This window comes from Vibrio salinus (assembly GCF_021272385.1).
GTDB classification, from domain to species: Bacteria; Pseudomonadota; Gammaproteobacteria; order Enterobacterales; family Vibrionaceae; genus Vibrio; species Vibrio salinus.
In genome coordinates, this window is sequence record NZ_JAJSDZ010000005.1 from 421417 (window position 1) to 435888 (window position 14472).

General features: G+C 41.1%; 12 protein-coding genes and 1 pseudogene. 6 read left to right on the plus strand and 7 right to left on the minus strand.

What is annotated here, in order from left to right; genetic code table 11:
• Positions 1-379: 379 nt before the first annotated feature.
• Positions 380-967 (plus strand): DUF938 domain-containing protein, encoded by a 588-nt coding sequence (locus tag LRQ06_RS02050; protein ID WP_232764779.1) that lies wholly within the window; start codon positions 380-382, stop codon positions 965-967.
• Between the two features lie 89 nt (positions 968-1056).
• On the opposite strand, the gene LRQ06_RS02055 is transcribed toward LRQ06_RS02050, so the two are convergent.
• From LRQ06_RS02055 to LRQ06_RS02075, 5 genes are all read right to left on the minus strand, one after another.
• A complete protein-coding gene (locus tag LRQ06_RS02055; protein WP_232764780.1) occupies positions 1057-1821 on the minus strand; it encodes an amino acid ABC transporter ATP-binding protein in 765 nt (254 codons plus the stop codon).
• Positions 1814-2479 carry an amino acid ABC transporter permease gene (locus LRQ06_RS02060; RefSeq protein ID WP_232764781.1) on the minus strand — a complete coding sequence of 222 codons (666 nt, stop codon included), beginning with the start codon at positions 2477-2479 and terminating at the stop codon, positions 1814-1816. Before LRQ06_RS02060 ends, LRQ06_RS02055 begins: the two co-directional genes overlap by 8 nt.
• Before the next feature lie 12 nt (positions 2480-2491).
• A complete protein-coding gene (locus tag LRQ06_RS02065) occupies positions 2492-3133 on the minus strand; it encodes an amino acid ABC transporter permease (RefSeq protein ID WP_232764782.1) in 642 nt (213 codons plus the stop codon).
• Between the two features lie 66 nt (positions 3134-3199).
• Positions 3200-4066 (minus strand): transporter substrate-binding domain-containing protein, encoded by an 867-nt coding sequence (locus tag LRQ06_RS02070; protein WP_308218816.1) that lies wholly within the window; start codon positions 4064-4066, stop codon positions 3200-3202.
• A gap of 243 nt (positions 4067-4309) precedes the next feature.
• Positions 4310-5665 carry an aminotransferase family protein gene (locus LRQ06_RS02075; RefSeq protein WP_232764784.1) on the minus strand — a complete coding sequence of 452 codons (1356 nt, stop codon included), beginning with the start codon at positions 5663-5665 and terminating at the stop codon, positions 4310-4312.
• A 201-nt stretch (positions 5666-5866) separates the two neighbouring features.
• Between LRQ06_RS02075 and pdxR the strand changes: the two genes are divergently transcribed.
• The 3 genes from pdxR (at position 5867) to LRQ06_RS02090 (ending at position 11845) form a co-directional block, all read left to right on the plus strand.
• Positions 5867-7366: a MocR-like pyridoxine biosynthesis transcription factor PdxR gene (pdxR, locus tag LRQ06_RS02080; protein WP_232764785.1), complete on the plus strand. Its 1500-nt coding sequence runs from the start codon at positions 5867-5869 to the stop codon at positions 7364-7366.
• 68 nt (positions 7367-7434) lie between these two features.
• On the plus strand, positions 7435-8196 hold the full coding sequence (locus LRQ06_RS02085) for an SDR family NAD(P)-dependent oxidoreductase (protein ID WP_232764786.1): 762 nt from the start codon (positions 7435-7437) through the stop codon (positions 8194-8196).
• 856 nt (positions 8197-9052) lie between these two features.
• Positions 9053-11845, plus strand: a complete 2793-nt coding sequence (locus LRQ06_RS02090; protein ID WP_232764787.1) for a M16 family metallopeptidase — start codon at positions 9053-9055, stop codon at positions 11843-11845.
• Between the two features lie 95 nt (positions 11846-11940).
• Here LRQ06_RS02090 and LRQ06_RS21295 read toward each other — a convergent pair.
• Positions 11941-12066: pseudogene (locus LRQ06_RS21295) on the minus strand (IS982 family transposase); the annotation flags it as partial.
• A gap of 23 nt (positions 12067-12089) precedes the next feature.
• Between LRQ06_RS21295 and LRQ06_RS02100 the strand changes: the two are divergent.
• Positions 12090-12722, plus strand: a complete 633-nt coding sequence (locus LRQ06_RS02100) for a lysozyme inhibitor LprI family protein (protein ID WP_232764788.1) — start codon at positions 12090-12092, stop codon at positions 12720-12722.
• 164 nt (positions 12723-12886) lie between these two features.
• Entirely contained in the window at positions 12887-13360 is a 474-nt protein-coding gene (dfrA, locus tag LRQ06_RS02105) for a trimethoprim-resistant dihydrofolate reductase DfrA (RefSeq protein WP_232764789.1), read from the plus strand.
• Positions 13361-13646: 286 nt separating this feature from the next.
• Here the strand turns inward: dfrA and LRQ06_RS02110 are convergent, their stop codons facing one another.
• Entirely contained in the window at positions 13647-14471 is an 825-nt protein-coding gene (locus LRQ06_RS02110) for an amino acid ABC transporter ATP-binding protein (protein ID WP_232764790.1), read from the minus strand.
• Position 14472 lies beyond the last annotated feature (1 nt).

The following is a 14472-nucleotide window of genomic DNA, read 5'->3' on the forward strand; positions in this document are numbered from 1 at the left end:
TTGTATAGCCGGATTATCATAAACAATTTATAAGTCAGCTTAAAGAAAATTTCTTTCTGAAAAGAATAATATTCTTTAAAACTTCATTAAGAAACTAATTGCAAAATAGTTATTTTTTATTTAACTTGCTGCATATTATTTTTGACTTACATCATATACTTATTATTTATTCACTAATATGTAATAAAAGATGAAAATAAATTTTACTTAAATATACATTTCTAATAACTGAATCTGTTTCATTTTTAATTCAATACAAATTACTAAATTTTTAAAACTGCTCTTTTCTTTTTTTAATTATTATGATCAAATATGCATATAGACAAGTAACTTAAAAATGTTTGAGAACATATGATTCTCGGCCCGGAATGACTTATTTATGCATAAACGTACTGCACCTCATTGTGAAAGAAATAAACAACCTATCTTAGAAAAACTGGCGGTTTATTTTAAATATTCCAGCCAAGTACTGGAAATCGGTTCCGGAACCGGACAACACGCTGTCTATTTTGCTAATCACTTACCTCACCTTCACTGGCATACCAGTGATATGCCGGAAAATCACAGCAGTATTCATGCCTGGATTAACGAATCACAACTTAATAATATCTCTCCACCAGTTGAATTTACTATTGGCTGCGACCCCTGGCCGAATATCAAAGTCAATGCGGTTTTTACGGCCAATACGACCCACATAATGCAGCCGGAAGATGCCAGAACAATGATGGAACTGGTTGCCGAAAATTTACCGGAAGACGGTATTTTCTGCCAATACGGTCCTATGAAAATTGGAGGGGAATACACCAGCGAAAGCAACCGGAAATTTGATCAAACACTAAAAGCATCCGGTTTTGGAGGCATCCGGTCTTTAGACGAACTGAAAAAATGGGGAAATAAAATGCAGCTGGCAGAGAAAATACCGATGCCGGCGAATAATTTTTTACTTGTATGGAAAATGAAAAAATAATCACCGTAGCAGCCCGGTGTTAAATCGTATCAAGACCCGGTAAACATCGGTGTTTCCGGGTCTTTGAGGTCATAGAGCCGACATCATATTTAATCGTTAAACGAGCTTAAGAATTGCTGAACACGTTCTGATTTCGGGTTATTAAAAAACGCTTCCGGCGGCGCTTTTTCGATTAATTTGCCTTTTTCAAGAAAGACAACCTGATCCGACACCGCCCGGGCAAATTCCATCTCATGGGTCACCACGACCATGGTATACCCTTCCAGAGATAATTTTTTCATGACGTTTAACACCTCCCCAACCCTTTCAGGATCAAGAGCCGATGTCGGTTCATCAAACAAAAGTACATCCGGACTCATTGCCAGAGAACGGGCTATGGCCACCCGTTGTTTCTGACCACCGGAAAGCGTAATAGGATAAACATCCCGCTTTTCCAGCATTCCGACTTTATCGAGCTGCTCAACCGCAATTTGCTCTGCACTGATTTTATCCATATGTTTCACTTTCAGAAGCGGCATCATAACGTTCTCGATAACCGTTACATGCGGCCACAAATTAAAGCTCTGAAATACCATACCGACACGTTCACGAATCTTAGCCAGTTGCTTATTCGTCATTGGCTTCTTATCTTCATCACGGACACCTATCCGTTCATCGCCAATGTATATTTTCCCTTTATCCGGCTGCTCCAGCCAGTTCATACAACGTAATAATGTCGACTTCCCTGAACCGGAAGATCCCAGAATACTGACGACTTCACCTTTATTCACGGTTAAGTTAATATCTCTCAGCACTTCGATTCCATCAAACTGCTTCGACAATTTTCTTACTTCAATTGCAGAATCATTAAGCATGATAAAGTCCTTTTTTACTACCCCATTGACCTAACAGGCGAATTGAGTTCTCAATAATAAGTCCGATAATCCAGTAAAGAACAATCGCAACTAAGAATGCTTTAAACGGAATAAAATACGTAGCCTGAATACTGTTTGCCGATGCCGTTACTTCCTGAACGGTAATAATGCATAAAAAGGCGGTGTCTTTCAGACAAATAATCAATTGGTTGCCCAATAACGGCAGGGAACTCATAATGATATTTGGCAACACAACATCTTTGTATACCTGATGTTGTCTGAAGCCTAATGCTTCTGCTGCTTCCGTTAATCCTTTTGACATGACCAACCGCTGTCCACGAAGAATTTCACAAAAGTAAGCGCCGTGATAAAGAATAAGAGAAATAAACCCTGCCGTTTCTGCCTCCATGCGAATTCCCATCTGAGGTAATCCATAATAGAGCAGATAAGCCAAAATCAGAAAAGGGATTGTTCTCATTACCGTCATAAACGCCCTGATCGCATAACGTATAAAACGATGAGCGGTTTCCAGCTGATACAGCAAAACAATACCCAGTATCAATGCGGCTATAGCCGAAACAACAAACAGGTAAATTGTCATTTCAAATCCGTCAATAAAGAGGTCCCGGGCTTCCCAAATCGTCATCCATTCATTCATTGTGACCTCCTGTTACAACGCCAGTCGTCGTGCTTTTACTTCAGCAACGGATTGCGCTTTTACCAAAATACTGATAATCACGATATAAATCAGTCCGGCACCAAGAATTGGATACACGGGTTCATAAGTGACTGAGGAAATGCGGTTGGTAACTCGAGTCAAATCAACCAAACCGATAATCGCCACCGCCGGACTTCCTTTTATCAGAAATGACATTTCGTTGACTAACGCAGGCAAACTGACAGAAATGACCTGAGGCAACATAATTGAACGGAAAAAGGTCCATTCAGTCATACCGCATGCATAGGCTGCTTCTCTCTGATCTTTTGAAAAATTACGAATCGCTGAGCGCCATATTTCGGCGTTAAACGCCGCAGTATTCAGTGACAGCGATAAAATAGCAGCGATATTTTTGTCAAGATGCACACCTAAAGCCGGTAATGCTAAAAAGATAAATAAAACTAAGGTAACCAGAGGAGTAGAACGGGCAACACTGATATACAGTCCCAGAAATTGATCGACGAACGGAATAGAGCGTTGCCGGATAATGGCGATTAGTAACCCAAGCGTCACTCCGATTGCAATCGATGTCCCGGAAATCCAGATTGTCGTCCATGCCCCTTTAAATAATAAAATCCATGCAGCTAAATCCATGAAATTACACCTCTACAACACAGGAAAACACATACCGGCTGAAAATCAGCCGGTACATTCTGAGGGTTAATCTAAATTCGCTAGCTTGTGGAACTGCTTAACCGTTGTAATAGGCTCATCTGGCAGACCATTAAATTCCTGACCAAACCATTTTTTCTGTAATTCGGTTAATTTGCCGGTTTCTTTCAGGTGCAGAACAAAACCATCCAGGAATTTAAGTAATTCCGGACTGCTCTTCGGTACAGGCCATGAAACGAACCCTTTACCGGATACCGGCTGGCCTTTTGCAAACACATTAGGACGTGCTTTCACCAAATCGTTAATGGAAATAACCGCATTAACGACATAATCCAGACGGCCATTCGCCAAATCAGCATACGCTTCCGGATAAGACTGATACTGAACCACTTTTCCCAGTTTGCCGCCTTTCTCTTTCAGCATGGCTTTCAATTCAGGCAAACGGGCAAGCAGTGCACTACCAGCCTGAACACCCAGTGTTTTTCCACTAAGATCCGCAATACTGTTAATACTGTCATCGCCTTTACGTTTAACATAATAATGCTGAGCTGACGCTAATGGCACAACGAAGTTGAAGACTTTAAGGCGGTCATCGGTAATCAATGCACCGGTAATTGCAGCGTCATACTGGCCGGAAGAAACCGCCGCTAACAAACCTGTCCAAGGAAGGATGCTCTGCTTGATTTCAAACTTGCTGCTGTACTTTTTCAATTCATCCAGAATGTCTTTATTGAAACCGGCCGGTTCTCCATTTTTCATAAAGTTAAACGGTGCATAGTCATCTTCCGTTGCAACTTTAAAAACGCCTGTTTTTTCAATTTCCGGCAAATCAGCTGCAGTTGCTAAACTGGTACCAAGTAAAACGGATAATGTGGCTGCCGCAGTAAAACCGGCAAATTTACGCTTCCATCGCATCATAAAATATCTCTCCCTGATAATGTTAGCATTGTTAACTTTGTGTTAATTTTTATATTCCACAATATTTTTTGCCGGGTATAGAGCCAAAAAAAAATAAAATATAGGTCCAAGGGGCCAATTATTCAATTTTCTTCCGGGCAGCACCAAATTGGCACAGAGCAATACAAAAAAGGACGCTTTAAAAGCGCCCTTTTCAATTATGAAATTTATAATTTAACTAATGATTAACAATTCTAACCTTTACAGACTTGCCAGTGCAGCATCAATTGCATCGACAATAGTATCGGCCTGTTCCTGCGTTAACGTCAGAATCGGACTCAGACACAATGTATTGTTGTATTTTTTAAACGAACGGTTAGTACGCCCAATCAGCACTCCATTCTGACTGCAGTGAGCCACAATCTTCATCAATACGCTCTCATCAACCGGTTCTTTTGTCCCACGGTCCTGAACCAGTTCCATTCCAAGAAATAAGCCTTTACCACGAACATCACCTATGATGTCATATTTCTGTTTCAGCAGAGACAGACGGGTCAGCAGGTAATCACCCATTTTTGAAGAATTTTCCAATAGGCCTTCCCGTTCAATAATCGCCAGGTTCTCCAGCGCAGCAGCCGGGCCGGAAGTACATCCACCAAATGTACTGATATCCCGGAAATAGCTCTCACGATCTTCAGGCTGATTATTTAATTTCTGGAAAATCTCTTCCGTTACGACCGTACATGAAATCGGTGCATAGGCAGAAGCCAGACCTTTTGCCATCGTAACGATATCGGGCTTCACATCAAAATGCTGATAACCAAACCATTTCCCTGTTCTGCCCAATCCACAGACGACTTCATCAATATGAAGTAACATGTCGTATTTCTGGCAAAGCGCCTGAACACCTTTCAGATACCCTTCCGGCGGTACAATAACCCCACCTCCGGCAGTAATCGGTTCTACGACAATCGCACCAACAGTATCGGCCCCTTCAGCCAGAATAACCTCTTCAAGCGCTTTCAGAGATAACTCAGAATAATTATCGACGTCACCATACTGACTGCGGTATTCACAACAGTGCGGGAATTCAACGAATCCCGGAGTAAACGGACCATATTGATTACGACGCTCTTCCTGACCGGATGAACTCAGGCAGGTAATGGTTGTCCCGTGATAGTCACGCTCACGATATAAGACTTTCGACTTATTGCCGCCATAATATTTTTCAGAAATCTGGCGAACCATCTTGTATGCTTTTTCATTCGCTTCGGAACCTGAGTTCGAAAAATACACACGGCTCATTCCCGGCATCAGACTCACCAGTTTTGCAGCAAACTGACTTCCGATAGGCGTCGCTCCCGATCCGGCAAAGTAGTTTAACTGAACCAGCTGTTCTTTTACCGCTTCCGCAATGGATTCACGTCCGTAGCCGACATTCACACACCAAACGCCGCCGGCCGTGGCATCCAGATATTGTTTACCGTTCGAATCCCAGACATAACTCCCCTCACCTTTAACGAACATCGGTGCTTTAGCGGTAGCATGTTGTGTCATATGATGCCAGACGTGTGCTGAATCTAATTCAATCACATCTTCAAGAATATCCATTTCCATTTTGTTACTCCTTTCATTTCTGTTAAAACCAACATTAGGACGACATCGTAATAAGTATTAGCGCCAGAATTAGCTTTTTTTGGGAACAATTGGCCCCAGATAACCGATCTGCAACCATCTACGCCTGATGGTTCAACACCATGATTGGCATATATCGTGCATTTTCTGATCTATAGCAGATCACAAAAACGAGAAGAACTTATGAAAAATGATCACCTCATTCATATCAACTTTTCTCCCGAAAGAAGTTTGCAGGAACAGATAAGAGAACACCTGCTGGAAAAAATCCATCAGGGAGTATTTGGCAACAAAGCACTGCCTTCGTGCCGCAAGCTGGCACAAATGCTAAACGTATCCAGAAACACCATTGTATTAGTTTATGAAAAACTGGTTGATGAAGGTTTTTTGATTTCTCAGCAAAGAAGTGGTTTTTTTACCAACCCTGACGCTTATATCAGTCCTTTGGATGTCATGGTCGATTCTACCCAAACTTGTGATCAGTCTGCACAAAAATGGACCGACAAATTCAAAGTCGACTTTTCAGAACAAAGAAACATTCAGAAAACACCGGACTGGCAAAGTTACCCTTACCCGTTTCTGTTCGGTCAGCCGGAGGATACCCTTTTCCCATCGAACCACTGGCGGGAATGTGTTCGTCTGGCACAACGGAAGACCATTATTAAAGACTGGATTTCAGACCACATCGATTGCGATGACAAACTGCTCATAAAACAGCTTCAGACCAGTGTGCTCAGTAAAAGGGGAATCAGCGCCAGTCAGGATGAAATTTTAGTCACCATCGGCACACAGAACTCTCTTTTCCTGCTGGCGCAGCTCCTTACCGATTCCGGCACTGTTGTGGGTGTTGAAGATCCCGGTTATCCGGATGCCCGGAATATTTTCTCAACGTTCGGGGCCAAAGTAGTACCTCTCAGTCTGGATAATCAGGGAATAGAATTAAATCATAATCTGGCTCTGTGCGATTACATCTACACCACACCAAGTCATCAGGTTCCGACAAACGTCACAATGAGCATGGAACGGCGGACAGCGCTATTAGATTACGCGCGCAAAAACAACACCATCGTCATTGAAGATGACTATGACAGTGAAATTAACCTCAATACCAAACCCTCTCCTGCATTAAAAAGTATGGATAAAGACGGCAGCGTCATCTACGTAGGAAGTTTATCCAAATCGTTATCCCCGGGATTAAGAATTGGTTTTATGGTGGCAGACCGCACTTTGATTAACCAGGCACGAAAATTACGCCGGCTCATGTACCGTCACCCGCCGGCAAACAACCAGAGAACCAGTGCGCTGTTCATTTCTCTGGGCTACTATGATAGTTATCTGGCTAAAATCCGTCGCTCTTATACCGACAAATGGACCATTCTCCGCCAGTCTCTGGAACGCCATCTGCCTGACTGCATTACAAACCAGACACTTGGTGGCAGTGCTTTCTGGCTGAAACTCCCCGCAGGAGTGTCAGGACCTGATGTCGTACGGGATGCGATGAAACTCGGAGTGCTGGTCGAAGATGGTGACCTTCACTTCCACAGCCCGGAACAACACGAGCACCATTATCTGCGCCTTGGTTTCTCCGGTATCTGTGCCGACAATATTGAACCGGGGATAATGATACTGGCAAAAGTGATCAAAAAAGCCTCTGCCCCAACAACCACAAAAATCTGGTACTAAACGAAGGAAAAAAGTTACTCCAGTATAAAAGTAAAGGGACAGATAAAAATACTAAGTTGGAGAATAGTATGTCAAAAATTGTCTTCATTACCGGAGCAACGTCCGGATTCGGACGGGCGGCTGCCAGAAAATTTGCCGAAGCCGGATGGAAAACCATTATTACGGGACGAAGAGAAAACCGGCTGAAAGAATTAGCCGGTGAGCTTGAAAAACTGGCACCGGTTTATTATCAGAGACTCGATGTTCAGGATAAAGAGCAGGTAGATAAGCTCGTTAACCAGCTACCGGAAGAATTCAAAAATGTGAACTGCCTTATTAACAATGCGGGGCTGGCTTTAGCCCCAGAACTGGCTCAGGATGTCAATATCGAAGACTGGCATACCATGATAGATACGAACGTGAAAGGTCTGGTTAATGTTACTCACGCTTTGCTGCCGGTGCTGATCAAAACCGGTCGCGGGGCTTCCATCATCAACGTTGGCTCCATTGCCGGACAATGGCCGTATCCCGGAAGCCATGTTTATGGCGCCACCAAAGCATTTGTTCAACAGTTTACCTATAACCTGCGCTGCGATCTTCTGGGCACCGGCGTCCGGGTAACCGACCTTGCCCCGGGGCTGGCAGAAACGGAGTTTACTCTGGTCAGAACAAAAGGCAATCAGGCAGCATCGGATGCGTTATACAGCGGAACCGACTCTCTTTCTGCAGAAGATATCGCTGACTCAATGTTTTATATCGCCACTCTCCCGCCTCATATTTGTATTAACCGGCTGGAAGTAATGCCAACCACACAAGCCTGGTCTCCCTTTGCCATCCACAGAGAAGGTTAACCGATACCAAAAGCAGAGCCGGTTCTTCACGGGCTCTGCGGTATTCGCCTTATGGAAGGTAATAAAATCTCATACTAAATGACAGCGATCTGAACGGTTCGCTGCCATTTATAAATCGAAAATGCCCCTTTTCGTGTTTTCCTTCTCAGGTAACTCACATAACGGACAGGAAATTGACTTAATTTTACTAATCCATGTAATGTGCTTGGTATAATTTTTTCTTTCCTAACCTTACTTGAGAGTGTTTGTATGAGAACTCAAATCCCCAACAAGATTTACAGTTTGTTCGATGACTTAATCAAAGAGTACTCACAAGAAAGTTCGAAATTCCTGAGTAATCCTACTGAATACATCAAAAACTCAGATTTTATGATTGGAGGCACGATCGATCCGTCATCTCGAGTGTAGTGGATGAGGTAAATTGGCCACTATATTGAAAGTTTTACAATATCTCAGGTAATCCGTTAAATACTAATTTGGCAAAGCATATTTTCCATCTCGTTGGTCACGATCATCTTGGTAGGGAAACGTTTCGGAGGAAGTTAAGCAGGCAGAAAATTCCCTGGACTTCTCTCATTAAATTAGATCCAGTGGTTTTGTGGGGTGCTTACGACTCACTTGTTTTCATAAAGACTCCTATCAGTCAGGGAAAATGGTCGCTCAAGTTAACAGGGCTCACTAAATTGCTGTCAATAGCCTCTGGCTAAATAGTTACACTTCGCTTTCTATTCTTAATTTCGATACTTGACTTAATGTATATTTTAAGAGCAACATAAAACCATAACACTTTGATTAATAATGAATTTATTATTAACCTCTGTTCCCGCTCAAATTTCATGTTTACCAAGGAACATTTATGTCCAAGTATTCTATTTTATCTTTACTGGCCAGTCTGCTATTTCTAACCGCATGTAATGGGACTTCAAACGATAAAATCGCTAGTGATAACAATTGGAAACATCATTCATTGCCTAATGGTATGAAATACCATTTTTTCTACAAGAAAAATGAACCTGTAGAATTACGCCTTTTAGTCCATACGGGAAGTGTTCAGGAAACAGAAAAACAATCAGGTTATGCTCACTTTCTGGAACATATGGCCTTTAACGGAAGTAAGCATTACAAAGGAAATGCTATTGTTTCTGAGCTTGAAAAAACGGGCTTAGAATTTGGTCCAGACATGAATGCATTTACAACTTATGATCTCACAAGCTATAAACTTTCTCTACCTGATGATGCACACATGGACAAAGCCCTAACTTGGTTCAGGGATATTGGTGACGGCTTAAATTTAGATAAAACTCAAATTGAGGCAGAAAAAGGCGTTGTACTTGGTGAAATGAGAATTTCCAGGCCAAAAGAAGAGCCATTTAGTGAACAGATGTACCATTTTGTCATCAAAAATACCATTTTGGATAAACATGATGTCCTTGGTTCGGAAAAAAGTATCAAACAGCTCGATCCTGAACAGCTGACCAAGTTTTATCGTAAATGGTATATACCCAATAATTCTGAACTGTTAATAACCGGAGATTTTGATCTATCTCGAGCAGATAAACTTGTAACCACTACATTTTCAAGCTGGAAATCAAGACCTATAGATCATAGAAATCTGTCTGAAATTTCTCATCTTCAGCATTTTCCAGCCAAAATGTTTGTACTTCCACAAGGCAGTCCTTCTCTACTTGACCTGACTTTCCCTGCAGGCATGTCGTATTACAAAACACTAACAGATCAACGACAAGAAATGCTGAATACTCTGATAAATAACCTGATAACCCGCCGTTTAAAGAATCGAGCTATTGAGAAAAAAATTGAGTACTCACGCATCGAAGCGGATGCCGCTAATATCGAAAATATTCAGTACAACTTTATTGATATCGATTTTTCTGAAGAAAAACGTACTGAAATACAACACTTTTTAGCTACAGAATTAGCAAACCTTAGAGACTATGGTATTTCACAAGCTGAACTTGATACCGCCCTTGCACCTTACCGCACCAGACTGGAAAATATTGATGCTCTATGGAAGAAAAAAACATCACAGGAAATAATAGAAGACCAAGAATATGCTCTGGCAACCAATGAAACTTATCAGTCGAAGAACAGTTACAGGGAAAATCTTCATCTATTCCTTAAAAAGGTAGATATTAAACACCTAAACCAGAAGCTAAAACAGCAGTTAAGCAGTCAGCAGCATTTAAATGTCTTTGCTCTCCCTACCGAAAAAGCAAAAAAAATCGACCGTGATACATGGCTTGAAAATAACAACAAAGAATTCGTATTTACGATGTCTCAGTCAGGTCACCAACTTGAGGATAAGAAAATTGTTGATAGATTGATTTTACCGAAAGCTCCCGGGAAAATAGTAACCGCCAACGATGATAAAAAGAATAACTTATATCGATGGAAACTGGGAAATGGTATTGAGGTGTGGCTCAAAAGAGAGCCTAAGGCAGCAAATAATATTTACCTTTCATATTTTGCTCAAGGAAGTGAATTGCTATTGCCGAAAAATTTGATACCCGCAATGGAAATGAGTTACGCCTCATATATGCGCAGCGGACTTTGTGGTTTGAATGCGGTTCAACTCAATGACTTTTTAACAAGAAATGACACCTCTTTATACCCACAGGTTGGTTTCGAGCAACGAGGCCTTTATCTCACAACTAACCAAAAACATTTAGAAACCGCCTTTTCACTTTTGCATCAGGCTGCAACAAATGCAAAATTGGATAGAACTCAATTTGATGCCGTAAAAAATAATCTAATACAAAAAAGGGAAGCTTATCTTCATAGCCCAGCAGGTCAATTCAGAGTTAAAATAAATACGGCTGTCTACGGCAAAAATACGTTTTATCAGCTATCTACACCCAAAGCATTACAGAATGTTACAGCAGACCAAGTTGAAAAGGTATATCGACTATTATTTAGGCATGAAGACGATTTCAAACTGGTTATTGTGGCTGATATTGCTCCCAAAATTATCACATCTTATTTGAAACGCTATGTGGCCAATATCAACTATATTTCAGGAAAATTATCAACCCGAGCAATTTCCCTTAGACAGATTAATGAAAACCTGATCGTCCCGGCATCCAATGAAGATTCAACTGTCTACGTTACTAGTTTCGCATCAAAACTTCCCCAACAGACCGATAAAGAGTTATTTTCTATAAAGCTGCTGAAAAAAATTATTGATACAAGAATGACGACAGAACTACGAGAAAAAGAAGGATTAGACTACTCTCCATATCTTGGATTCGGAAGTTCAAAGACATCAGGTATTACAACGTTGTTCTTTACCTTGACAATAAATCCAGCAGATAAAAGTAAAGCTGAAAAAGCTGTAAATACTCTAATTTCTGATTTGACCAATGGCATAACTTCAGAGGAACTTGCAACAGCTAAAACTCAATTGCTGACAGAAATTAAACGCGATCAACATGATGTCTCAAAGCAGTTATCGCAACTTACATCATATCTTTCGGAAGACTACGATATAAACGCTTATACTCAACCACAAAACATTATTGCTCAGTTAACAACCAAAGACATAAATCAGACATGGGAAGCTCTTACCGGCAGAAATGCTCAACGACTAAATGCATTTCTTGTACATAAAAATTCGGATAAGCAAATCTACTAAACAGTGATATAACCATTGCGAAAAATTTTAAGTGATAACCTTTGCTAAAAGTACGCTCACTGAAAGCTTGTTAATACTCATTTTGTTATAACGATGACAATGCCCAGATAGAAGCTTTTAAAATCACGCAGTTGAGACAAATGAAATGCGATAATGATAGTCATGATTTCGCTTTCAGACATCTGACCCTTGCGGTGACGTTTACGTTCACCGCTTTCAACCAGATTCCGGAACAGCACTACACATGAAACAAATAATTTTGATAATATTACTTACTATTAGCAGTAATATTGCAGCAGCTTCGTTTGATTGTTCTAAGGTTACTACATATGTTGAGAAGACAGTTTGTTCAGAGGAGCAACTGTCGGATATCGATTCCTCATTAAGTAATTACTACAACTCTTTATTATCTGATTTGAAAAAATATCCTAATGATAAAGGTAATAGTGAAATCGTTTCCTTTCAAAAATCTTGGTTGTCATATAGAAATCAATGTAAAACACCTAGCTGTATTTTTGATCTATACGCTCTTCAACTCTCTGATTTGTACAATAATCATGTGAGCATTGATGGAAAGTATACATATTTTACTCAGTTTAATACTGGTAAGTGGTTTCAATATGTTTTGAAATCATATGGAATCAAACGCGGTATTATATTTGGTCAAGCCGTTCAACTTCTCCAAAGAACAGGGTGGCACTTACAAAAAACAGAAGATGGTCAAGTAGCAAAGGACGGAGTGTTCTGTGGAAGCGGGTGGCAAGCAGTTTGCCATGTAACGTTCAAAAAAGCTCATAAACATTTCGAACTCATCGTATTTAAACCGGGTAATACATGGTTAGTCGATACCAATAATGGTGGTGTATATGCACAATAAAACCACATTAATTTATTATTTAGTCAACAACAAAAGCTACGGTGCACTTGGTGTTGAACTAACAAGACGAACCAATTGACAAAATACATGTTACGAATTTTGGTTGCCAAAATGTCGCGCCATATATTTTGCAAATGTTCTATGCGTTAGCCTCAGGAGGGGAAATGAAAATATCCTTAATGGCAGCAGTGTCAGAAAATGGAGTGATCGGATCAGGTTTGGATATCCCCTGGCATGTCAAAGGAGGGCAACTCCTGTTCAAAGAGATGACTTATAATCAGTGGCTGTTGGTAGGCCGTAAAACTTTTGATTCAATGGGCAGGCTACCCAATCGAAAATACGCTGTTGTTACTCGTTCAGAAATTACTTCAGATGACACTGACGTTCTCTACTTCACTAGCATTGAATCAGCGCTTGAGTACTTAGATCAAAGCACGGAGCACATTTTTGTTTCTGGTGGTGGTGAAATTTACAAGGCGTTAATAGAACAGGCGGATACAGTCCATCTCTCGGTAATTCACAAGAAAATTTCTGGCGATGTGTTTTTTCCAGAGCTACCAAACAGCATGCAGCCAGTATTTGAGCAACACTTCAGTTCAAATGTTGATTACACATACCAAATTTGGCAAAAGGGCTAACACATATAGAGGCTCTCTTACTGCAAACTCTCCACTTCCCATTGAATTTTTCCTTTAAATTTAAATAGTTAATAGGAATTTATCGGTTAACCCTGGGATGGAACTATTAAAGCCGAAGTGCTTATTGCATTGGAACAGTAACAATAAGCTCTTAACGTGATATTTCGTTACGGACTATTATCGTCACTGTCGTGCTCGCTGTTATCTAGTAACGCGAAAATGTTCAAATTCGAGTTAATGAGGTTTTATTGTTCTCCTGCCAAGACCGGAAAAAACCTCACCCCTGCTATTCTGTTGTCTCTTCCTGAGTCCAGAACGCATTTCTATCCAGATAATTTTGCAAAAACTGCTTTAATCTCGGAGGCTGTGCTCCCTGAAACAACTGCTTCGGCGATCCTTTTGCTAATATTTCACCTTTATCTAAAAAGACAACCGTATCCGCAACCTGAGCTGCAAAGCCCATTTCATGCGTCACAACGATCATGGTCATACCATCATTCGCCAGATCTTTCATGACCTGTAACACTTCCCCGACCAGTTCCGGATCCAGTGCCGAGGTCGGTTCATCAAACAACATAACCTGAGGCTCCATTGCCAATGCCCGGGCGATGGCGACCCTTTGCTGCTGCCCACCGGAAAGCTGAGCCGGATAGTGATCCGCCCTTTCCGATAACCCCACTTTTTTCAGTAATTCCCGGCCCTTTTGCCCGGCTTCCGCTCTCGGGATTTTTTTGACCCGAACTAACGCTTCTGAAACATTACCTAACGCTGTCATATGAGGCCATAAATTGAATTGCTGAAAGACCATTCCCATATTGCGCCGCACCCGGTTCAACTCTTTAGCCGGGGCTAATTTACGGTAATCCGTATCATCGTTATACCCCAGCAATTCTCCGTCGATCAGCACGGTTCCACTTGAATACTGCTCTAAAAAGGCAATGCAGCGTAACAGTGTGCTTTTCCCCGACCCAGAAGGCCCGATAAGACAGACTACTTCAGACTGAGATACATTTAAATTAATGCCTTTTAAAACTTCATTATCACCAAAAGATTTCCCCATCGACTGAACTTGCACAATCGGATGTGGATGATTATCAGACTTCACTTCCATG

Excerpts from the sequence above, each read along its gene's own strand:
- LRQ06_RS02050 (WP_232764779.1), top strand. The coding sequence starts at position 380 with ATGCATAAACGTACTGCACCTCATTGTGAAAGAAATAAACAACCTATC.
- LRQ06_RS02100 (WP_232764788.1), top strand. The coding sequence starts at position 12,090 with ATGAAACAAATAATTTTGATAATATTACTTACTATTAGCAGTAATATT.
- LRQ06_RS02070 (WP_308218816.1), bottom strand. The coding sequence starts at position 4,066 with ATGCGATGGAAGCGTAAATTTGCCGGTTTTACTGCGGCAGCCACATTA.
- LRQ06_RS02110 (WP_232764790.1), bottom strand. The coding sequence starts at position 14,471 with ATGGAAGTGAAGTCTGATAATCATCCACATCCGATTGTGCAAGTTCAG.
- LRQ06_RS02085 (WP_232764786.1), top strand. The coding sequence starts at position 7,435 with ATGTCAAAAATTGTCTTCATTACCGGAGCAACGTCCGGATTCGGACGG.
- LRQ06_RS02060 (WP_232764781.1), bottom strand. The coding sequence starts at position 2,479 with ATGAATGAATGGATGACGATTTGGGAAGCCCGGGACCTCTTTATTGAC.
- LRQ06_RS02055 (WP_232764780.1), bottom strand. The coding sequence starts at position 1,821 with ATGCTTAATGATTCTGCAATTGAAGTAAGAAAATTGTCGAAGCAGTTT.
- dfrA (WP_232764789.1), top strand. The coding sequence starts at position 12,887 with ATGAAAATATCCTTAATGGCAGCAGTGTCAGAAAATGGAGTGATCGGA.
- pdxR (WP_232764785.1), top strand. The coding sequence starts at position 5,867 with ATGAAAAATGATCACCTCATTCATATCAACTTTTCTCCCGAAAGAAGT.
- LRQ06_RS02065 (WP_232764782.1), bottom strand. The coding sequence starts at position 3,133 with ATGGATTTAGCTGCATGGATTTTATTATTTAAAGGGGCATGGACGACA.
- LRQ06_RS02075 (WP_232764784.1), bottom strand. The coding sequence starts at position 5,665 with ATGGAAATGGATATTCTTGAAGATGTGATTGAATTAGATTCAGCACAC.
- LRQ06_RS02090 (WP_232764787.1), top strand. The coding sequence starts at position 9,053 with ATGTCCAAGTATTCTATTTTATCTTTACTGGCCAGTCTGCTATTTCTA.